Source organism: Dyella acidisoli, assembly GCF_030160295.1.
GTDB lineage: Bacteria > Pseudomonadota > Gammaproteobacteria > Xanthomonadales > Rhodanobacteraceae > Dyella_B > Dyella_B acidisoli.
In genome coordinates, this window is sequence record NZ_BSOB01000006.1 from 83,700 (window position 1) to 104,026 (window position 20,327).

A 20,327-nucleotide genomic window follows, 5' to 3' on the forward strand; every position below is an offset into this window, starting at 1 on the left:
CCCGAAGGATCGACAGCGGCCGCAAAAATGCCGAGGATGCCCCGTTTCCACCTCAGCAAACGAGCACCACGCAGTGACCAGGGACCAGACATTACGCGAGCAAGTCGTCGCCTACGGCTTGAAGCTGACGCCCTCGGGCCTGAGCCAGGGCACCTCCGGCAACCTGAGCGTGCGCCACGACGAGGGTTTTCTGATCACCCCCAGCGGCACGCCTTACGAGGAAATCACGCCCAATGGCGTGGTGCAGGTGGCGATGGATGGCAGCCATGCACAGGGGGTGCGCCCTTCCAGCGAATGGCGCTTCCATCGTGATATCTACGCCGCACGCCCCGACATTCACGCGATCGTTCACGCCCATCCGCCCCACAGCACAGCCTTATCGATGTGCCGCATCGAAATCCCGGCAGCCCATTACATGATCGCGGTGAGCGGCGGCGATTCGATCCGCTGTGCCGACTACTACACCTATGGCAGCCAGGAACTCTCCGACGCGGTGATGCGCGCGATGGAAGGGCGCCTGGCCTGCCTGATGGCGAACCACGGCATGATTGCCACCGGCCCCACTCTGGAACAGGCAATGTGGCGGGCGGTGGAAGTGGAAACCCTGGCCAGGCAATACGCCCTGGCGTTGCAAATCGGCAAGCCGGTGTTGCTGACTGATACCGAGGTTGCGCAAGCGCTGGAAAAATTCGGCAACTACGGCCTGATGTCCCGCAACAAATCGTCCGCATGAGCAGACCCACCATGACCAATGCTTCGAACTTAAGGGTATTTTGGCAGGCGGGGATCCAACATTCGTCATCCCATTGGCGAAAGCTGGGATCCAGTGACTTTTCGACATAAAGACACTGGATTCCAGCTTTCGCTGGAATGACGGCAAATTGGGGTTTCCTTAAGTTCGGAGCACTGTTGCCATGACCGCCACCGATCCCGTGCTGCTCTGCTATTGCACCTGTCCGAACGCCGAGAGCGCGCGGCATCTGGCCGAAGCGCTGGTCGGTGAACGGCTGGCCGCCTGTGTGAATCACATTCCCGGTATCCAATCCACCTATCGCTGGAAAAGTGAAGTCACCACGGATACCGAAGAGCTGCTGTTGATCAAAACCACCGCTGCACGCTTTGAAGCCTTAAAGGAACGCGTGCTGGCGCTGCATCCTTACGAGTTGCCTGAGTTGATCGCAGTACCGGTGGAACGCGGCCATGTGCCTTATCTGGATTGGGTGCGTGCAGCTGGCGGCGATTGATTGCCCACGCGATCCCAAACCGTCAGCGTTGCGTCGGGAGTCGCGACGAAAACCACCAACATGGTCGCTGGCTCCGTAGTGCTCGCGTTGCCGCTGACGACGTGATGCGCTCCCATCGGCTCAAACCAGCTATCACCTGGGCCGTACGTGCGCACAACATCGCTGCCCACCTGACTGCGTACATGGCCGCTCAGCATGTAGACGAATGCGTCACCACCGTGCCGGTGCGGGCCTGAGGATTGCCCGGGCCCATATGTCACGGTGATCGCTTTCAGCTCTCGGTCACGGACAGCCGTCAAAGGCGACGACAGCAATGCGTGCTCTTCGGCCGCCAGGCTAGTGCCAGTCACATCGAGTGCCATGCATAGAGCAATAGCTGTTATGTAGCGCATGGATCTTTCTCCTTCGGCACGACGTGCGCGATATGCGGAATTCAAATCGCCGACAGCGCTTTCAATTCATCGCCCAACTGCGCATCAACACCTTCGATACGCTGCACTAGCTTTCCCTGCGCATCGAACACCAGCAAGGTAGGTACATGCATCACGCGGAAGCGACGGAACAGTGCGCCTGAGTCGTCCAATGCCAAGGGCATCGTCAAATGATGTTCCTGTTGATACGCACGCAGATCGTCTTTGCCCGCCCACAAACCGGACGCCACACCAAGCCAACGCACATGGTCGTCACGCGACAGCGCCGTAACCTGCTCGCGTACTGCGCGGCAACTTGCAGCGACGGCCGGGCGACTTTGTGCAAGATAGGTCTCGCACCACGGCGACATGAATACCAGCACGGTGGGATGGTTGTTCGCGGCATCCAATTGAAACGTGATGCCCGAGAGCGTAGGGACCGCCAAATTCGGCAGTTGCTTATCCGCAACTTCTGAGTCATTCACCGCTGCAGCAGCAACCGTATTGGGCGATGCTGATTTGCGCGCAGCCAATAGTGCCGCATCCAGCTTCGCATTCGCTTCATGACCGATATACAGAATGCGACCATCGCGACCGATCACCACATGCTGCGGCGTCACGCGCAAGTGAAATGCCTCGCCGACGCTGCCGTCGTCGAATACGATCGGCATCTTCAAACCCATCTCGCTGCGGTAGCGGCGCACATCTTCCACCGTGTCATCGAAACCGACATCGACGGCGATCACCGCCATATCCGATCCTGCCTGTTCGTAGACATGCTTGAGATGCGGCATTTGCTCACGACACGGCACGCACCAGGTGGCCCAGAATTTCAGGTACACCGCTTTCTTGCCGTAGTAGCTGGCCAGATCAATGGTTTGACCGTCGATCGTTTTGAGCACCAGCCTGGGCGCTGGCGTACCGATCAAGCCGTGCGCCGCGGCTTGCGCATGCTGCTCGCCTGTTTCAGCCTGGACCAACGCGCTGACCAACATCAACAACAGAAGAACCATGATACGCACGATCATCTCCTTGTATGAGGTGCGTGCATGCTCGCAATTTGCTCAGCGGGTCTTACAGAGCCACTTTGCGGCAATTCAGGTGGACCACTGGTTTTGTTTTTGTAGGTTGGGGTGCAAACCCCAACATCGTGATACGACATATATGGTGATGTTGGGGCTTGCACCCCAACCTACGAAACCAACCTCATCAACTTGGCTATGCCTTCATCAATGCGTGCCACGTCGATCATGCCGAGGCCGAAGGCGAGGCCGTTCGCGACAGGATTGTCCTTCGTATATCCGTCCAACGACTCCAGATTGATTGCATTTGTTGCCGCGCGTGCAAGCAACCCCGAACTATCGACCGACGCATCCAGCGTCGCGGCGAGATGCAAACCCGCATCGGAAGCATACGCCTGCAGCCTGCCCTTCCCGTATCGCTGCAATGCATCCAGCAACACATTGCGACGCTCCGCATACACCTTGCGCATATGCCGCACGTGGCGCACAAGATGCCCTTCGGCAATGAATGCAGCCAACGTGTCCTGCGCCAGGATGTCGCCATGCCAATCGGCCTGATGCTTGGCATTGACGAACGCGGTGCGCAGCCATGGCGGCACGACCGCGTAACCGAGCCGCAAGGTGGGAAACAGACATTTGGAGAACGTGCCGACGTAGCACACGGTGTCGTCGCGATCCAGCGTCTGCAACGCATCCAGCGGCCGACTGCTGTAGCGGAACTCGCTGTCGTAGTCGTCTTCGATCACCAAGGCGCTGCGTGTGCGCGCAAATTCCAGCAACTCGACACGACGGCGCGGCGACATCACCACGCCGAGCGGAAACTGATGCGAAGGCGTCACGTAGATCACGTTGGTGTCATGCGGAAGCTGTTCGACGATCAGCCCTTCCTCATCGACCGGCACGCCGAGCACACGTGCACCGGCGGCGAGAAACACGGCACGCAACGGTGGATAACCAGGATCTTCCACTGCCACTACCGTGCGCCCCGGTGTGACAAGCACGCGCGCCAGCAGATCGAATGCCTGCTGCGCGCCGCTGGTCACGACCACGTCCTCCGCTTCGCACGACACGGCTCGTGCAAACGATATGTGTTGCGCGATCGCCTGGCGCAACGGCAAACGCCCTGCCGCCACATCGTAAAGCGGCGCGGCTTTGGACAGATTGCGCAACGCTCGTGCAGAAAGTCGCCGCCAGATGTCGTAGGGGAAGGATCGGCTGTCGGGAATGCCTAAGCGGAAGTCATAAGCAAAGCCGCTCGCATGCATCGGCGCAGGTAGGCTGGCAAAGTTTCGCCAATACGGGGCCAGCCTGTCGTCGATTGTCGATGCGTTAGCGCGTGCATCACGCCGGTCGCTACGGCGCATGACGAGATCGGCAACGAAATTGCCGGCGCCGCGCCGCGCTTCGATGTAACCCTCACCAAGCAGCAGGTCGTACGCCGCCACCACGGTGTTACGCGACACTTCCAGCGCTTCGGCCAGTTCCCGCGTCGCCGGCAAACGCAGTCCGGGTTTCAAACGACCGTCGAGAATGGCAGCACGCAATTGGCCATGCAGTGCAGCCATGCGCTGACGCGAGCCGCGGTCCGGCAATTCGAGCGGAAACTCAAAGGGATGCTCCACACCGTAGCCCCGACCAAACTGGACCCGTAGATTTGCCCTGATGTGGTCCTTTTGCAAGACCACCTAATTACCTAGGATGGCCTCAACCTCCACGGAGCAGCCCGTCATGATCGATCTCTATTTCGCCGCTACCCCGAACGGCCTGAAAGCCAAGCTGTTCCTGGAGGAAGCGCAGCTGCCCTATCGCATTGTCTCGGTCAGCCTCAGCAAGGGCGAGCAGCTTAAGCCCGAGTTCCTGGCCATTTCGCCGAACAACAAGATCCCGGCGATCATCGACCACGCGCCGGCCGGCGGCAGTGAGCCAGTGAAGCTGTTCGAATCCGGCGCGATCCTGCTTTATCTGGCCGAAAAGATCGGGCGCTTCATTCCGCAAGACGTGCACGGCCGCGCCGAGGTGTTGCAGTGGCTGTTCTGGCAGATGGCCGGCCTGGGGCCGATGGCCGGGCAAATCGGGCACTTCAACGTGTATGCGCCGGAAAAAGTGCCTTACGCCATCGACCGCTACACGCGCGAAACCAGCCGGCTCTACGGCGTGCTCGATCGTCGGCTGGCCGATCGCCCATTTATCGCCGGCGAATTTTCGATTGCCGATATCGCCTGTTACCCGTGGATCGTTCCGCACGAAGCACATGGACAGAACCTCGCCGAGTTTCCCCATCTCAAGCGCTGGTTCGAAAACATGGCAGTGCGGCCCGCGACGCTGCGCACGTATGAAGGTGTCGAGAACGTGTATGCGCCCAAGCAGGCGATTTCGGAAGAAGAGCGCAAGATTTTGTTCAACCAGGGTGCGAAGGTTCGCGCCTAGGCATACCGCGTCGCTTTTACCGAAGTCTGCTGACAGGCCCTGTCACCGTACAGGCTTAGGTTTAACTGCCCCTCTCTATGAGCAGCTCTGCCATGAAGAAATCCGACCTCGCCGCATTGCTGTTACTTGGAGCCCTGTGGGGCGCCTCGTTCCTGTTCATGCGTATGGGTGCAGCGCAGTTCGGCAGCATGGCGCTGGCCGGCATGCGCGCAAGCGGTGCGGCGATCTGCTCGATACCGCTGTTGCTGTCGCGCGAACGCCTGGCCGAATTGCGCGCGAATTGGCGTTCGATCGCGTTGATTGGACTAAGCAATTCAGCGCTGCCGTTCGTGCTGTTTTCGTACGCGGCGCAAAGCTTGCCGGCCGGTTTGTCAGCCATCTTCGACGCGATTGCGCCGTTGTTGGTGGCTTTGTCCGGCTGGCTATGGCTGGGCGAGCGGTTGAACGCAACGCAAGCGAGCGGCCTGTTGATCGGCATGACGGGCGTGGTGTGGCTGATCGGCGGGAGCATGGGTTTCGGTCACGGAGGAGCCGCAGTCGGCTGGGCCATGGCGGCCTGCGTGGGCGCCAATATCTGCTACACCTTCGGCGCGCATTACAGCCATCGGCGCGTGCAGAGCGTCTCGCCGCTCACGATAGCGATCGGCAGCCAGGTGGCCGCCGCGGTGATGTTGCTGCCCTTCACGGTATGGCTGTGGCCAGCCAAATCGCCCACGCTGCAAGCGTGGGTCGCCATGTTCGGCCTGGCCGCTGCCTGCACCTCGCTCGCCTATGTGCTGTTCTACCGGTTGCTGGCGCGCATCGGCTCGACCCGCTCGATGGCGGTGCTGTATTTGATTCCGGTGTTCGGCGTGGTCTGGGGCGCGATGTTCCTGCACGAGTCGATCACCTTGGCGATGGTCGGCGGCAGCGTCGTGATCCTGCTCGGCGTAGCACTCACCACCGGCATGTTGAAACTTCGTCCCGTGGCACCCGCGCCGCTGGATGCGGTCGAAAAGGCCTAGATTCCAGTTCACCCTGCGAGCTGGTCCATAATCCCTCTTCGCGCCTGGCGCGATCCCCACTGCATGGAGTTGGAATGCGCTCGCTTCGTTACGGCCGCGTCGCCGCTTATCTGCTTACTCTGCTCACGCTCGTGTTCGGAATGCAGGCCTTCGCCCAGGATGCCGAAGACAACCTGCTACCGGTCACCGAGGCGTACAAACTCACTGCCGATGCGAGCACGCCCGGCGTGGTGAAACTGCATTGGGCCATCGCTCAGGACTACTACCTCTATCGTGGCCGCATGGCGTTCAAAGGCGGCGACGGCGTAACGCTGGGCGAAGCGCAGCTGCCCAATGGCGAGAAGCATGACGATCCGTATCTCGGCCCCGTGGAGACATATCACCACAGCGTCGATGCGACCATTCCTTACACCGTGGCGCCTGGCACCACCACGCTGTCGTTGAGCGTGCGTTACCAGGGTTGCCACGAGACCGATCCGAAGATCTGCTACCCGCCGCATACCGAGCATCTGAATCTGCCTTTGCCGGCGGTGACTGCAACTGCAACTGCAAACAAGCTCGAAGCTGCATTTGGCGGACAAACGCAAGCTTTACCGGGTGCCAACAATGCGCCGCTGCCGGCAGAACAAGCTTTCCGCTTCGACGCCATCGCACAGGATGCACATCATCTACTGCTGCGCTGGACCATCGCCAAGGGTTATTACCTGTATCGCGACCAGACGAAGCTTGAAGTAAAGGATGCGCCGAAACTTTCGCTATCCCCGACTTGGCCTGCTGGCGTGCAACACCAGGATCCGCACTTCGGCAACACCTCCGTCTATTTCGACGAGCTGACTTTGCCGGTCGCCATCAACGGCGATACCAAGGGCACGACGTCGCTCGCTGTCGTAGCGAGTTTCCAGGGTTGCCAGGATGGAGGCTTGTGCTATCCGCTGATGACGCGCGAAGCGCATATCGATCTGACCGGCAACGGCGGCACGACGATTGAAGCCGCTGCGAATCCCGCACCGGAAATGCCGCCGGCCGATGTGCAGAAGAACCACTCGCTCAACGTGAGCTTCTTGTACGCACTGCTGCTCGCCCTGGGGGGCGGCCTGGTGCTGAACCTGATGCCGTGCGTGTTGCCGGTACTGTCGATCAAGGCGATCAGTCTGATTGAAAGCGGCGAAAACCCGGCACGTCGACGCGTGCATGCGCTGATGTATACGGCCGGTGTGCTGGTGAGCTTCGTGGTGTTGGGAGCGGTGATCATCGCGCTGAAAACCGCGTGGGGCGCGCACCTGCAGAATCCGGTAGTCGTCGCCGTGCTGGCGCTGATCATGCTGAGCGTGGCGCTGTCGATGTCTGGCGTGGTGCAGTTCGGCGCGTCGCTGGGCAATACCGGCAACACGCTGGCGAGCCGCTCCGGGCCGGCGGGTGATTTCTTCACCGGGGTGCTGGCGGTAGTGGTGGCGAGCCCTTGCACCGCGCCGTTCATGGGTAGCGCATTGGCGTACGCACTGGTCGCACCGATTGCCAGCGCCATCTGCGTGTTCCTCGCCTTGGGCGTTGGCCTTGCGCTGCCGTTCCTGGCCGTGGGTTTCGTCCCAGCATTGTCCCGCTGGCTGCCGCGTCCCGGCCGCTGGATGGAAACGTTGAAGGAAGTCCTTGCGTTCCCGATGTATCTCACCGCCGTGTGGCTGGCGTGGGTGCTTGCGAATCAGCGTGGCGCGGATGCCATCGGTCTGCTGCTGGTCGCCGCCGTGCTGCTGGCGATGACGCTGTGGTGGTTTGAGCGCAGCCGCAACCGCGGTGTGCTGAGCCGCGTGCTGGTCGCCTTGCTCGCGCTGTTCACGCTCACGCCGCTGTATTACCTCGCCACGCTGCCGCCTGCCGCTCAAGCGGCCGGCACGGCGGACGGCATCGTCGCCTATTCGCCGGAAAAACTCGCCCAATTGCGCAAAGCCGGCACCCCGGTGTTCGTGGATATGACCGCTGACTGGTGCGTGACCTGCAAGGCGAACGAACACGCGGTACTCAGCGGCGACGACTTCAAGGCACTGCTCAAGCGCACCGGCGCCGTTTATATGAAAGGCGACTGGACCAACGAAGATCCGGCCATCTCGGCTTTCCTGCAGGAATACCACTCGCCCGGCGTGCCGCTGTACGTGGTGTTCTCCAAAGATGGCAGCGCCGGACGCAAGCTGCCCACCGTGCTGACGTATTCACTGGTCGAGCAGGCCCTGAACGAGGCGGCGAAATGACGGGTTCGAAGGCATGCTGAGCCGCACCAACCTGTTCATTCTGGCGCTTGCCCTGCTTGCCGCCATAGCCGGCGGCTGGCTGCAGCACGAAAGCCGGCTGGCGCACGTGCCAGCCGGAGTTCATGTCGCGAACGTCGGCGATCTACGCCCGGATGTAGCCTTGCTGGATCTGGATGGCCGGGAACGCCGGCTGTCCGGTTATCAGGGCAAGCGCCTGCTGCTGAATTTTTGGGCCAGCTGGTGCGTTCCCTGCGCCGCCGAGATGCCGACCTTGGACAAAGCTCAGCACAACTTCGCCGATCAGGGTGCGATCGTGCTCGGTATCGCCATGGATGAACCCGATCGTGTGCGTGCTTTCCTGGCGCAGCATCCGGTGCAATACCCGATTCTGATCGGCCAACTCGCCTCGCCCAGCACTACGCTGCGCTTCGGCGACGTGGACGAGGTGCTGCCCTACAGCGTGTTGCTGGATGAAAACGGCCGAATTCTGGCTGTGCATCGGGGCGCGCTCAGCGCCGATCAACTCAGCCGCTGGCTCTCGCAAAGGGGGCCCTGACGCGGTTTGCGGTGCCATACGTGCCCGCACGTTTAACATCTTCTTTCTCCGGCAAACATCGTCGATCTACGCCGAACTGGACAATATTCTTGTCACCCCCCACACTCTCGCCGATTCTGGACACGGGGAATGGCTGGAGCCTATGGCGAAGCTGCTGGTCCTGCACGGACCCAACCTCAACCTGCTCGGCGTACGCGAACCCGATATCTACGGCCGGGAAACGCTCGCCGACATCAACAACCAGCTCGCCCAGCACGCCCATGCGGCAGGCCATGAGCTGGCCTGGTACCAGTCCAACGCCGAGCACGAGCTGATCGGCCGCATCCACCAGGCGCGCGACGAACAAGTCGACTACATCCTGATCAACCCCGGCGCCTTCACTCACACCAGCGTGGCCTTGCGCGATGCGCTGGCTGCGGTGGGCATCCCCTTCATCGAGCTGCACATGAGCAACGTGCACGCCCGCGAGCCGTTCCGCCGCCACTCCTATCTGTCCGATCTGGCCGTAGGCGTGATCTGCGGTTTCGGTAGCGCCAGCTATCACCTGGCGCTGGAGGCGGCCCTGGCCAAACTTGAACAAAAAGCCGCCGGCTAGCCGGATCTATCGCTCTCTTTCACTCCATACCGTTCACAACAGTGCCGCGAAGCTGCGGCCCCAGACCCTGAGAAGGCAAGCCCCATGGATCTGCGCAAGATCAAAAAACTGATCGATCTGCTCGAGGAATCCAACCTCGCCGAACTGGAAATCAAGGAAGGCGAGGAAGTCGTGCGCCTGTCGCGCGTGCCCAAAGGCGCCATCACCGTCGCCGCACCACCCGCCATGCACGTCCCCGCCCCGGCCGTGGCTGCGCCCGTGGCCGCTGCGCCCGCTCCAGCCGAAGGTGGCGAGGCGGGCAGCAATCTGCCGGCCGGCCACGTGGTGAAGGCACCGATGGTCGGCACCTTCTATGCCTCGGCCAGTCCCGGCGCAGCCGCGTTCGTGAAAGTCGGCCAGCAAGTAAAAGCCGGCGAAACGCTGGGCATCATCGAAGCCATGAAGATGTTCAACCAGATCGAGGCCGACGTCGGCGGCACCGTGCAGGCCATCCTGGTCGACAACGGTCAGCCTGTGGAATTCGATCAGCCTATGTTCGTGATCGCCTAAAACGGCCTGACGACTATGCAAAAGCTCGAAAAGGTCGTTATCGCCAATCGTGGCGAAATCGCGTTGCGCATTCTGCGTGCGTGCCACAGCCTCGGCATCAGGACCGTGGCCGTGCATTCCACTGCGGATCGCAATCTCAAGCACGTAGGTCTTGCGGATGAGGCAATCTGCATCGGCCCTGCACCGTCCACCGACAGCTATCTCAACATTCCGCGCATCATTGCGGCGGCGGAAATCACTGACGCCAACGCGATTCATCCCGGCTACGGCTTTCTTGCCGAGCGCGCGGATTTCGCCGAGCAAGTGGAACAATCCGGCTTCATCTTCATCGGCCCGACAGCCGATGTGATTCGCATGATGGGCGACAAGGTGGAAGCAATCCGTGCAATGAAGTCCGCTGGCGTGCCATGCGTGCCCGGTTCCGGTGGCCCGCTCGGCGACAACGTCGAAGAAAACATGCGCATTGCGCGTGAGATCGGCTACCCCGTGATCATCAAGGCCGCCGGCGGCGGCGGCGGTCGTGGCATGCGCGTGGTGCGTACTGAAGCGCACCTGGGCAACGCCATCACCATGACCAAGCAGGAAGCCAAGGCGGCGTTCGGCAACGATCAGGTGTACATGGAGAAGTTCCTGGAGAATCCGCGCCACGTGGAAATCCAGGTGCTCGCCGATGGCCAGGGCAATGCGATCCACCTGGGCGAACGCGACTGCTCGATGCAGCGCCGCCACCAGAAAGTCGTCGAAGAAGCACCGGCGCCGGGCATCACGCCGGAACTGCGCGCGCAGATTGGCAAGGTGTGCGTGGATGCCTGCTTGCGCATCGGCTATCGCGGCGCCGGCACGTTCGAATTCCTGTTCGAGAACGGCCACTTCTACTTCATCGAGATGAACACGCGTATCCAGGTGGAACATCCGGTGACGGAACTGATCACCGGCGTGGATCTGGTGCGCGAGCAATTGCTGATCGCGGCGGGCGAAAAGCTGTCGCTGAAGCAGGAAAACATCAAGATCCAGGGTCACGCGATCGAGTGCCGCATCAACGCGGAAGATCCCGATACCTTCATGCCTTCGCCTGGCACGGTGAAGCGCTTCGAAGCACCGGGCGGCCCCGGCGTGCGCGTGGATACGCATCTGTACGACGGCTACAAGATTCCGCCGAACTACGATTCGATGATCGGCAAGCTGATCGTGCACGGCCCCGATCGCGAAACCGCCATCGCACGCATGCGTTTGGCGCTGGCGGAAACGGTAATTGAAGGCGTGAAGTGCAATGTTCCGCTGCAGCAGCGCATCATGTCCGACGTCGGCTTCCAGCAGGGTGGGCAGAACATCCACTACCTGGAGAAGCGTATGGCGGAAAGCAAGGAGCATCCGCATAGCGGGCATTGAGTTATTGCTGACTTTTCGGCCGTCATTCCCGCGAAAGCGGGAATCCATTTTCGAGTACGCATAGGCAACACTCGATACATGCATTGAAAAATGGATCCCCGCTTTCGCGGGGATGACGGCGAGTCAACGTGCGATCCTCGTCGCAAGATTCACCTTCCCACCCTACCCTCTCCCCACATCGTAGAGGGACAATCCCTGCATCACCCGCCTCACGGAACGCCGATGCCCTGGCTGGAACTCTCTTTGATCGTCCGCGCCGAACACCAGCCCCGCGTGGAAGAGGCGCTGGACGATCTGGGCGCGCTGTCGGTCACGCTGCGCGACGCCAACGCCGAAACGCCCGATGAGCAGGCGATTTTCGAACCTGGCGTGGGCGAACTGCCGTTGTGGCCTACGATCACCTTGAATGCGCTGTTCGATGCGGATGCCGATCGCCGTGGCTTGAGCGAAGCCTTGGGCGAACTGCTGCCATGGCTGGAACCCGATCAACTGAGTTTTCGCGACGTCGAGGACGAAGATTGGGAACGCGCATGGATGGATCAGTATCAGCCGATGCAGTTCGGGCGGAGGCTGTGGATTTATCCGTGGAACATCTCGCCACCCGACGACGACGATGCGGTGATCGTGCAGCTCGACCCCGGCCTTGCTTTTGGCAGCGGCACGCATCCCACCACCGCGCTGTGCCTGGAATGGTTGGACAGCCTGGATCTCACCGGCAAACGCGTGATCGACTATGGCTGCGGCTCGGGCATCCTTGCGATCGCGGCGCTCAAGCTGGGCGCAACAGCAGCCGTTGGCGTGGACAACGATCCGCAAGCGCTTACGGCCTCTGCGGACAATGCCGAACGCAACAACGTGGGCGACCGACAGGCGCTGTTCCTGCCCGAGGATTTCGCGGGCGAACCCGCGGACGTTTTTGTTGCAAACATTCTCGCCGGCCCGCTGGGCGAACTGGCACCCGAATTCGCCCGATTGGCCAAGCCAGGCGCACCGTTCGCGATCTCTGGCATCCTGCAGGGCCAGCACGAAGAGTTGCTGACACGCTATGCGGAGTGGTTCGATGCATTGCGTGTAGATGTGCGTGAGGATTGGGTGAGGATCAGTGGCCATCGTCGCAACACTTGACTCCCTCCGCCCTCCGGGGAGAGGGCTGGGGTGAGGGGACAATCTTGCATGAGACGTGATTCAAAGTACGCTTCGATAAAAATGACGCAAGACCCGACCCCTCACCTCAATCCTCTCCCCGAAAGGGAGAGGAGGCGAACGCAAAGAGCCACTCTCAAGCATGTATACGCAGTGCCCTGAATGCCTATCTGTGTTTTCAGTGGATGCGCGCACGCTTGCGCAAGCGCATGGCTTTGTCATGTGCGGACATTGCGGCGCAAGCTTTGATTGCATTGCGACGCTGGCGGATCAGTTGCCGCCGGAGCCTTTCAACGAACTGCCTTCGCACGAACCCGGCGTGGAACCACCGCGCCTGGAAGCTGCGGTTTACCGTCCCAAACCCAAACCAGAGCCTGCTGAAAGCGAAGCCACGCAGCTGCGTGATGATTTTGCCGATCTCATCGTTACACCGCGTTTCGCGCGCGATGCACACGCCAATCGGCCGCACCGTTGGCCATGGGTGCTCGCATGCCTGTTATTGCTGTTTGGTCTGCTGGCACAGCTTGGATGGGCACTGCGCGACACCTTGATTGCAGATTCCACCGTCGGCCCAATGCTGCAGAGTGCGTGCAATGTCATGCAATGCCGATTGCCGCCGGTACGCGACGTCAGCAAACTGCGTTTGCTGGCACGCGACGTGCAAACACATCCCACTGTTCCCGGCGCATTGTTGATCAGCGCCACAGTACGCAACGATGCAACGTTCACCCAACCGTGGCCGGTAGTGGACATACGCTTATCCGACGGCAATGGCAAGACGATCGCCATGCGCCGTCTCAATCCTTATGAATACCTCGACGATGTGGAAGCAATGCGTCGCGGCCTTGCACCGGGCGCTAGCACAGCCTTGGTCTTTGAGGTAGAGGATCCAGGCCATCAGGCCGTCGCCTTTGACATGGAATTTGAGTAACAGGGATGCTCTGATCGATTCCACGTACCCGGCATGACGTCCAGAAGGCCCGCAGGGTGTGTTGCGCGGCGCAGGGAAGACTGGCCGTCTTGCCAAGCTGCGCGGCACAGCGTGCGGGCCTTCTGGACGTCACCCCGTCTTTGAAATTCAAACTGTTGGGGCCGCACTGTATGCGCGCAGCGCTTCGCCCCAGCGTCTCGACAGACAGCCAGTCTGCCTTCGCCGCTGCGACAAACCGCTGCGCGCATACAGTGCGGTGACGGGTACGTGGAATCGATCAGAGCATCCCTAGCTTAGTGCCTGTTCGGCATGGCGTTATGCGTTTTCATACGTTTTCATGGTGCAAGGCTCTTAATTTTGTCGCCGGTCACGAGTACACTCGATCCCTCGCGCTGAAGGGATGCTCCGGTTCAAGGCATGCCGTGGCGCAACTGCCGATCCGCCGCGCAAGCGGTAACTGCCAAAACATGGCGATGGCCTATGCAGCCGTTGCGTGGAGCACGTGAGGGATAATGTCCTTGAACGCCGTCAGACTGCCTGCCAACGAGGCCGTACGCGAGTCCTCGTCGCAAAGTGCACTGAGTGAATGCGTGAGCCGTACCGTACGCCGCTATCTCGCGGACATCGGCGACACGTCGTGCGATGAAGGGTTGCACGCACTGGTGATTCGCGAAGTCGAAGGGCCTCTGCTGCGTGAAGTATTGGCATTCCATGATGGCAACCAGAGCCGTGCGGCAGCGGTACTGGGCATCAATCGCGCTACGTTGCGCAAGAAGCTGGCGGCGCACGGCCTGCTCTGATTCGCCAGCCGAGGCTGGCCGCAAAAATCATTTCGTTTAGCCGTCCAAATCGCCTCAGCGAGGCATGCTGCATCGCGCTATAATGCACAGCTTTCACGCTCCTGGAAGCTGTCATGTCCGCACCTGCCGTCACTCCCATCCGCCGTGCCCTGATCAGTGTCTCCGACAAGACCGGACTGATCGAACTGGGCCGCCGCCTGGCGGCGGCAAAGGTGGAACTGCTCTCCACCGGCGGCAGCGCCAAGGCATTGCGTGATGCTGGCATACCGGTGAAGGATGTCAGCGAGCTGACCAGCTTTCCCGAGATCATGGACGGCCGGGTGAAAACCCTGCATCCCAAGGTACATGGCGGCCTGCTTGGCCGGCGCGGCACGGACGATGCAGTGATGGCCGAGCTGGGCATTGCGCCCATTGATCTGCTGGTGCTGAACCTATATCCGTTCGAGGCAACCGTCGCCAAGCCGGACTGCACGCTGGAGCAAGCCATCGAGAACATCGATATCGGCGGTCCGGCCATGCTGCGTTCCGCTGCAAAAAACTGGAACGACGTCGGTGTACTCACCTCGCCCGATCAGTACGAAGAAGCACTGGCGGAAATCGAACAGCATGGCGGCCTGAGCCGCGCCACACGTTTCAAGCTCTCGGTTGCTGCGTTTAATCGGGTTTCCAACTACGACGGCGCAATCAGCGATTACTTGTCAGGTGTGCAGCTCAACGATGCACACGATGCCATCGCCGGGCACGATGCCTTTCCCGGCCAGCTCAACAGCCGCTTCGTGAAGCAGATGGATCTGCGTTACGGCGAGAATCCGCATCAGCAGGCTGCGTTCTATCGCGAACTCAATCCCGCACCAGGCACACTGGCAACGTTCCGGCAGTTGCAAGGCAAGGAACTTTCCTTCAACAACATCGCCGACGCCGATGCCGCGTGGGAATGCGTACGCAGCTTCACCAAGCCAGCTTGCGTGATCGTGAAGCATGCCAATCCGTGCGGCGTGGCGGTGAGCCTTGATGGCATCGGCGGCGCCTACGATCTGGCTTTCCAAACCGATCCCACTTCCGCATTTGGCGGCATCATCGCCTTCAACCGCGAAGTGGACGCCGCTACCGCGCAGACGATGGTAGAGCGCCAATTCATCGAAGTCGTGCTGGCGCCGGCTTATTCCACCGACGCGCTGAAGGCCTTCGCCAAGAAGGGCAATGTGCGCGTACTCGAAATTCCCGTACCTGCCGAAGCTAGCAGCAGCGCAGCAGCGTACGATCTGCGCCGTGTTGGCTCAGGCCTGCTGATGCAGACCGCAGATCGCGGCATGATCACCGCCGCGGAGCTGAAGATCGTCACGCGCCGCGCGCCTACGCAGGAAGAAATCGACGATCTGATCTTTGCCTGGAAAGTGGCCAAGTACGTCAAGAGCAACGCCATCGTCTACGCGCGCAACCGCCAGACCATCGGCATCGGCGCTGGCCAGATGAGCCGTGTGTATAGCGCGCGCATCGCTGGCATCAAAGCGGCAGACGAAAAGCTGGAAGTGCGCGGCTCGGTGATGGCATCCGATGCATTCTTCCCGTTCCGCGATGGTATCGACGCAGCAGCAGCTGCAGGCATTCGTGCCGTCATCCAGCCCGGCGGCTCAATGCGTGATGCAGAAGTGATTGCCGCAGCGGACGAACACGATATGGCCATGGTCTTCACCGGCATGCGCCACTTCCGCCATTGATCTAGGCCGATCGTAGGTTGGGTTAGCGCAGCGTAACCCAACATATTCGGAGCAGAACTGTTGGGTTACGCTGCGCTAACCCAACCTACGTTAATCGGCGGCAAGCTCTTCCGTTCGGGTAGCACTGCGCTTATCGACATCCATGCGCTGCGCATATCGCCGCGCCAACACCGCGCACGTCATCAATTGCATCTGATGAAAAAGCATGATCGGCAACACAATCATGCCTAGCGCATGTGCAGGAAACAGCACATTCGCCATCGGCACGCCACTTGCCAGGCTCTTCTTTGAACCGCAGAACACAACGGTGATCTCGTCCGCGCGCTTGAATCCCAGCGCGCGCGAACCGTAGCGTGTGATCAGCAAGGCAGCTGCAAGCAGCACGGCGTTGACGATCAGCAAACCGCCCAGCACCGGCAGCGGCAACTGCTTCCACAGACCCTGCAACACCGCCGCACTGAAGGCGGTATACACCACCAACAGAATCGAACCTTGGTCGGTCAGCCCGATCAGCGGACGGTGGCGCTGTATCCAATCACCAATCCAGCGCTGTGTGATCTGCCCGGCTACAAACGGCACGAACAGCTGCAGCACGATATCGCCCACTGCATGCCAGGACATTCCGCCCTGCCCATGCGCTTCCAGCACCAGTCCCGTCAGCAACGGTGTCACGACGATACCGAGCAAGCTGGACGCTGACGCTGCGCACACCGCTGCGGGCACATTTCCGCGCGCAATCGACGTGAACGCAATCGATGACTGCACCGTCGATGGCAAGGTGCATAGAAACAGGATGCCCACATACAGCGCCGGCGTAACCAGCGGCAGCAGCAATGGCTTCAACAACACGCCCAACACCGGAAACAGCGCGAACGTGCTGGCCAGAACCACCACATGCAGGCGCCAGTGCGTGATGCCCGCTACCACGGCTTCGCGCGAGAGCTTGGCGCCGTGCATGAAGAACAGCAGCGCGATCGCCAGATTGGTCAGCCACTCGAATACGGTTGCCGCCTCGCCACGGCATGGCAATACGCTGGCCGTGATAACGGTAGCGATAAGACAGAGCGTGAAATTATCAGGCAGGAAGCGACGCAGGGACATGGCTTCAGATACGCGCGAAGAACGGGGAGTGCGGGCTATTTCACCGCTTGACTATTGATAAATCAAATAACTTTATTGTATTCATTGATTCACTATGAGCATTAATATCAGCCTCCGGCAATTGCGGGTGTTCCTGGCCGTAGCGCAGCAGCGCCATTTCCGGCGCGCGGCAGAGCATCTGCATCTCAGCCAACCCGCAGTGAGCCGGCACGTTGCCGACCTGGAAACCGAACTGGGCGTGCGCCTGTTCGATCGCAGCACCCGCGAAGTGATTCCCACCGAATCGGGCCGTTATCTGGAAAGCGCGATCGAGCGTGTGCTGGACGAACTCGAAGGCGTGCTGGATCACGTGCACTCCGAAGGCGAACGACGACGCGGCAAAATACGCATCGCTTCGGTACCGACACTATCGGCCAGCCTGATGCCCGCCTGTATTGCCGATTGCGCACACGAATATCCCGAACTCACCATCCAACTGCACGATCAAGCACAAACGCTCGTGCTCGACAGCGTGCGCGGCGGCGAGGTGGATTTCGGCATTGCCATCGAACCAACCGAAGTGGGTGATTTCGACAGCGAGACCATCATGCGCGATCCGTTCTGCCTCGCATGCCGGCCGGATCATCCGCTCGCACAGCACAAGACCGTTGCATGGAAGAAGCTGCAGGGCCAACCGCTGGTGCTATTGGATTACTCCTCCGGCAGCCGGCGACTCATCGATCAGGCCATGCAGAAACACGGCGTGGAAGCGAACGTCGTGCAGCAGACCGGACATACGCATACGGCGTTCCGCATGGTGGAAGCAGGTCTTGGCGTGACGGTGACGCCCATGCTTTCTTCACCACCTTCGACGCTCGCCGTACGTCCGCTGACGCCCACGGAACAACGCGCCGTGACGTTGATCCGTCGCCGCCAACGTTCGCTCTCGCCACTGGCGTCATTAGTATGGGAACGGTTGCGCGAATTGGCAGCCAAGGGCGCGCTTTCGCCACCTCGGCCACGTAAATCGGGGTAGGCCCCAACGCGATGCAGATGGCGATATGGAAAGCCTGCGCTCACTCCGGCCTACACGAAAAATTCAACTTGCGCAGCGGATGTTGAAACGACCCTGTTGGAGGACAAGCCATGCGCTACGAACTCTATTATTGGACTGGCATCCAGGGTCGCGGCGAATACGTGCGCCTGGCTCTCGAAGATGCAGGCGCCGACTACATTGACGTAGCACGCGAACGCGGCGACAACGTCCTTATGCCGTTCCTGCGCGGCAAACGCGAAGGCGCATGGCCATTCGCACCGCCCTTCCTCAAGGCTGGCCGCATGGTGATTGCGCAAACAGCCGCCATCCTCGCTTATCTCGGTCCGCGGCTTGGGTTGGTGCCGGGTGGTCTATCCGCCGAAATCTACGCACAGCAACTGCAACAGACCATTTCTGATTTCATAGTGGAAATCCACGATACGCATCACCCCATTGCCGCTAGCCAATACTACGAAGAGCAGCGCACCCCTGCGCGCAAACGTGCGCAAGTGTTCCGTGACGAACGGCTGCCGAAATTCCTGGATTATTTCGAGCAAGTGCTTGAACGCGGCAATGGGCGGCAGGCGCTTTCTCGCCATTCGTACATTGATCTGTCGCTATTCCAGCTCGTCGCCGGACTCGATTACGCGTTTCCCAACGCCATGCGTCGCACGCAAAAGCGCATTCCGCGCTTGCGCGCACTAGCCAAGCGCATCGCGGAACGACCGAATATTGCCGCATACCTAGCCTCGCCACGACGCATTCCTTTCAACGAAGAAGGCATCTTTCGCCATTACCCCGAACTGGATGCGCGCTGAGTCTGCGAGGCAAGATTCAAAACAGCGCGATCACCAGCGAGCCAGCGACGATCAGCACACCGCCGATCAGCACTGGCCAGCTTGGCTTTTCACCGAGCACCAGCAAGCCAAACACGATCGCCATCGCCACGCTGAGTTTGTCGATCGGCGCGACTTTGCTCACCGGCCCCAATTGCAGTGCGCGGTAATAACACAGCCACGAAAGACCGGTGGCGATACCCGAAAGCACCAGGAATACCCAGCTATGCCACGGCAGCCCGGAGGGCTTCGCCCATTCCGAACGCAAACTGAGAATGCCCGCGGTCACGACAAGGATCACTACGGTGCGAATGAACGTGGCGAGATTGGAATTGATACCCGCCACGCCAAGCTTGCCGAACAGCGCGGTCAGCGCGGCGAAGAACGCCGAGCCGATGGCGAACAGCAGCCAGCTTTCGCGCAGGTTCATGCGTGGGGGCGCTCTGATCTATTCCACGCACCCGGCATGACGTTCAGAAGGCCCGCAGGGTGTGTTGCGTGACGTAGGGCAGACTGGCCGTCTGTGCAAGCCGCGCGACGCGGCCTGCGGGCCTTCTGAACGTCACCCCAAACCTTAAATTCAAGATGTTGGGGCCGCACTGTATGCGCGTCTCGCTGCGCCTCGGCGTCTCGACAGACAGCCAGCCTGCCTTCACCACCGGAGCGCAGCGAGACGCGCATACAGTGCGGTGACGGGTACGTGGAATAGATCAGAGCACCCCGTGTCACTGCCCGTTGTCTTCTGTCGATGAAGCGGATGCTGGCTTGCTGTTGCCCCACTGCATGATCTTGTATTCAACCGGTTTCACCCGCGTACGGCTGATCGGATCGAACATGTAGCCGTTCTCGTCCACGTTGTATGTCTGTGTCGGCCCATGCTTGGGCGTCACCACGACCATGTAGACGCGGCCGTTCTGGCGATATTCCTGGATGGTGTTCTCACCTTCCTGACGCACGGACACATCCGGTGGCTGCTGGCCGTTGGCATCGTGAGCGTGAGAAGCTGGCGCTGGTGTACCCGCCACCCGTGGCACCGGAATCGGCTTGCCTGGCATATGACTCGGCTCCAATTCGGCCGGGCTGGAAACAGGCTTGCTGCTGGTGCTCGCCGAGGCCGGCTCCCTGGCGGGATTCACACCCGGATCGTTCATGCCTGGCGGTGGTGGTGCCGGCGCGAAGTGCGGCGTGGCCGACGAAGAGGACGAAGTCTGCGCGAAAGCCGACGGAGCGGCCAGAAGCGAAAGGGCGAGCAAACAGGCTGCGTGTTTCATGACAGGGGACCTCGTCGGGGGCTTAAAGCATAACAGTGGGCGCTTCGCCCGGCAGTGAATGGCCAGGTGCCAT

Annotated in this window: 21 protein-coding genes; 15 read left to right on the forward strand and 6 right to left on the reverse strand. The window is 60.7% G+C overall.

All coding sequences use genetic code 11. The features are described from left to right. Positions 1–73: 73 nt before the first annotated feature. Together QQJ86_RS03715 and cutA are read left to right on the forward strand one after the other, a co-directional pair. Positions 74–733: a class II aldolase/adducin family protein gene (locus QQJ86_RS03715; protein ID WP_284319566.1), complete on the forward strand. Its 660-nt coding sequence runs from the start codon at positions 74–76 to the stop codon at positions 731–733. A 181-nt stretch (positions 734–914) separates the two neighbouring features. Beyond that, on the forward strand, positions 915–1,244 hold the full coding sequence (gene cutA, locus QQJ86_RS03720; RefSeq protein WP_284319567.1) for a divalent-cation tolerance protein CutA: 330 nt from the start codon (positions 915–917) through the stop codon (positions 1,242–1,244). On the opposite strand, the gene QQJ86_RS03725 is transcribed toward cutA, so the two are convergent. The 3 genes from QQJ86_RS03725 to pdxR form a co-directional block, all read right to left on the reverse strand. Continuing rightward, the gene (locus tag QQJ86_RS03725) at positions 1,208–1,636 is read right to left on the reverse strand and encodes a cupin domain-containing protein (protein WP_284319568.1); all 429 of its coding nucleotides are present in this window, start codon (positions 1,634–1,636) and stop codon (positions 1,208–1,210) included. The genes cutA and QQJ86_RS03725 overlap by 37 nt on opposite strands. 41 nt (positions 1,637–1,677) lie before the next feature. After that, the gene (locus QQJ86_RS03730; protein ID WP_284319687.1) at positions 1,678–2,667 is read right to left on the reverse strand and encodes a TlpA family protein disulfide reductase; all 990 of its coding nucleotides are present in this window, start codon (positions 2,665–2,667) and stop codon (positions 1,678–1,680) included. A gap of 179 nt (positions 2,668–2,846) precedes the next feature. Beyond that, positions 2,847–4,298 carry a MocR-like pyridoxine biosynthesis transcription factor PdxR gene (pdxR, locus tag QQJ86_RS03735; protein ID WP_284319569.1) on the reverse strand — a complete coding sequence of 484 codons (1,452 nt, stop codon included), beginning with the start codon at positions 4,296–4,298 and terminating at the stop codon, positions 2,847–2,849. A 106-nt stretch (positions 4,299–4,404) separates the two neighbouring features. Here pdxR and QQJ86_RS03740 point away from each other — a divergent pair, with 106 nt between their 5' ends. The 11 genes from QQJ86_RS03740 (at position 4,405) to purH (ending at position 16,031) form a co-directional block, all read left to right on the forward strand. Beyond that, positions 4,405–5,103 (forward strand): glutathione binding-like protein, encoded by a 699-nt coding sequence (locus QQJ86_RS03740; protein WP_284319570.1) that lies wholly within the window; start codon positions 4,405–4,407, stop codon positions 5,101–5,103. A gap of 92 nt (positions 5,104–5,195) precedes the next feature. Beyond that, positions 5,196–6,107, forward strand: a complete 912-nt coding sequence (locus QQJ86_RS03745) for a DMT family transporter (RefSeq protein ID WP_284319571.1) — start codon at positions 5,196–5,198, stop codon at positions 6,105–6,107. Positions 6,108–6,181: 74 nt separating this feature from the next. Further along, positions 6,182–8,350, forward strand: a complete 2,169-nt coding sequence (locus QQJ86_RS03750; protein ID WP_284319572.1) for a protein-disulfide reductase DsbD family protein — start codon at positions 6,182–6,184, stop codon at positions 8,348–8,350. 13 nt (positions 8,351–8,363) lie between these two features. After that, positions 8,364–8,906, forward strand: coding sequence for a TlpA disulfide reductase family protein (locus tag QQJ86_RS03755; RefSeq protein WP_284319573.1), 543 nt, complete (start codon positions 8,364–8,366; stop codon positions 8,904–8,906). A gap of 142 nt (positions 8,907–9,048) precedes the next feature. Continuing rightward, complete coding sequence (gene aroQ, locus QQJ86_RS03760; RefSeq protein WP_284319574.1) at positions 9,049–9,501, forward strand: type II 3-dehydroquinate dehydratase; 453 nt, start codon at positions 9,049–9,051, stop codon at positions 9,499–9,501. 84 nt (positions 9,502–9,585) lie between these two features. After that, on the forward strand, positions 9,586–10,050 hold the full coding sequence (accB, locus tag QQJ86_RS03765) for an acetyl-CoA carboxylase biotin carboxyl carrier protein (protein ID WP_284319575.1): 465 nt from the start codon (positions 9,586–9,588) through the stop codon (positions 10,048–10,050). A gap of 15 nt (positions 10,051–10,065) precedes the next feature. Then, positions 10,066–11,439, forward strand: coding sequence for an acetyl-CoA carboxylase biotin carboxylase subunit (gene accC, locus QQJ86_RS03770; protein ID WP_284319576.1), 1,374 nt, complete (start codon positions 10,066–10,068; stop codon positions 11,437–11,439). Between the two features lie 222 nt (positions 11,440–11,661). Then, positions 11,662–12,564 (forward strand): 50S ribosomal protein L11 methyltransferase, encoded by a 903-nt coding sequence (gene prmA, locus QQJ86_RS03775; RefSeq protein ID WP_284319577.1) that lies wholly within the window; start codon positions 11,662–11,664, stop codon positions 12,562–12,564. A 160-nt stretch (positions 12,565–12,724) separates the two neighbouring features. After that, a complete protein-coding gene (locus QQJ86_RS03780) occupies positions 12,725–13,513 on the forward strand; it encodes a zinc-ribbon and DUF3426 domain-containing protein (RefSeq protein ID WP_284319578.1) in 789 nt (262 codons plus the stop codon). Between the two features lie 512 nt (positions 13,514–14,025). After that, a complete protein-coding gene (locus tag QQJ86_RS03785) occupies positions 14,026–14,313 on the forward strand; it encodes a helix-turn-helix domain-containing protein (protein WP_284319579.1) in 288 nt (95 codons plus the stop codon). Positions 14,314–14,426: 113 nt separating this feature from the next. Then, positions 14,427–16,031 carry a bifunctional phosphoribosylaminoimidazolecarboxamide formyltransferase/IMP cyclohydrolase gene (gene purH, locus QQJ86_RS03790; RefSeq protein ID WP_284319580.1) on the forward strand — a complete coding sequence of 535 codons (1,605 nt, stop codon included), beginning with the start codon at positions 14,427–14,429 and terminating at the stop codon, positions 16,029–16,031. A 90-nt stretch (positions 16,032–16,121) separates the two neighbouring features. Here the strand turns inward: purH and QQJ86_RS03795 are convergent, their stop codons facing one another. Beyond that, positions 16,122–17,132, reverse strand: coding sequence for a bile acid:sodium symporter family protein (locus QQJ86_RS03795; protein WP_284319581.1), 1,011 nt, complete (start codon positions 17,130–17,132; stop codon positions 16,122–16,124). Positions 17,133–17,226: 94 nt separating this feature from the next. Here QQJ86_RS03795 and QQJ86_RS03800 point away from each other — a divergent pair, with 94 nt between their 5' ends. Beyond that, the gene (locus QQJ86_RS03800; RefSeq protein ID WP_284319582.1) at positions 17,227–18,147 is read left to right on the forward strand and encodes a LysR family transcriptional regulator; all 921 of its coding nucleotides are present in this window, start codon (positions 17,227–17,229) and stop codon (positions 18,145–18,147) included. A 110-nt stretch (positions 18,148–18,257) separates the two neighbouring features. After that, positions 18,258–18,965: a glutathione S-transferase gene (locus QQJ86_RS03805; RefSeq protein ID WP_284319583.1), complete on the forward strand. Its 708-nt coding sequence runs from the start codon at positions 18,258–18,260 to the stop codon at positions 18,963–18,965. A 16-nt stretch (positions 18,966–18,981) separates the two neighbouring features. Here QQJ86_RS03805 and QQJ86_RS03810 read toward each other — a convergent pair whose 3' ends face one another. Next, a complete protein-coding gene (locus tag QQJ86_RS03810) occupies positions 18,982–19,413 on the reverse strand; it encodes an EamA family transporter (protein ID WP_284319584.1) in 432 nt (143 codons plus the stop codon). A 295-nt stretch (positions 19,414–19,708) separates the two neighbouring features. After that, a complete protein-coding gene (locus QQJ86_RS03815; protein ID WP_284319585.1) occupies positions 19,709–20,254 on the reverse strand; it encodes a DUF2782 domain-containing protein in 546 nt (181 codons plus the stop codon). Positions 20,255–20,327: the final 73 nt, after the last annotated feature.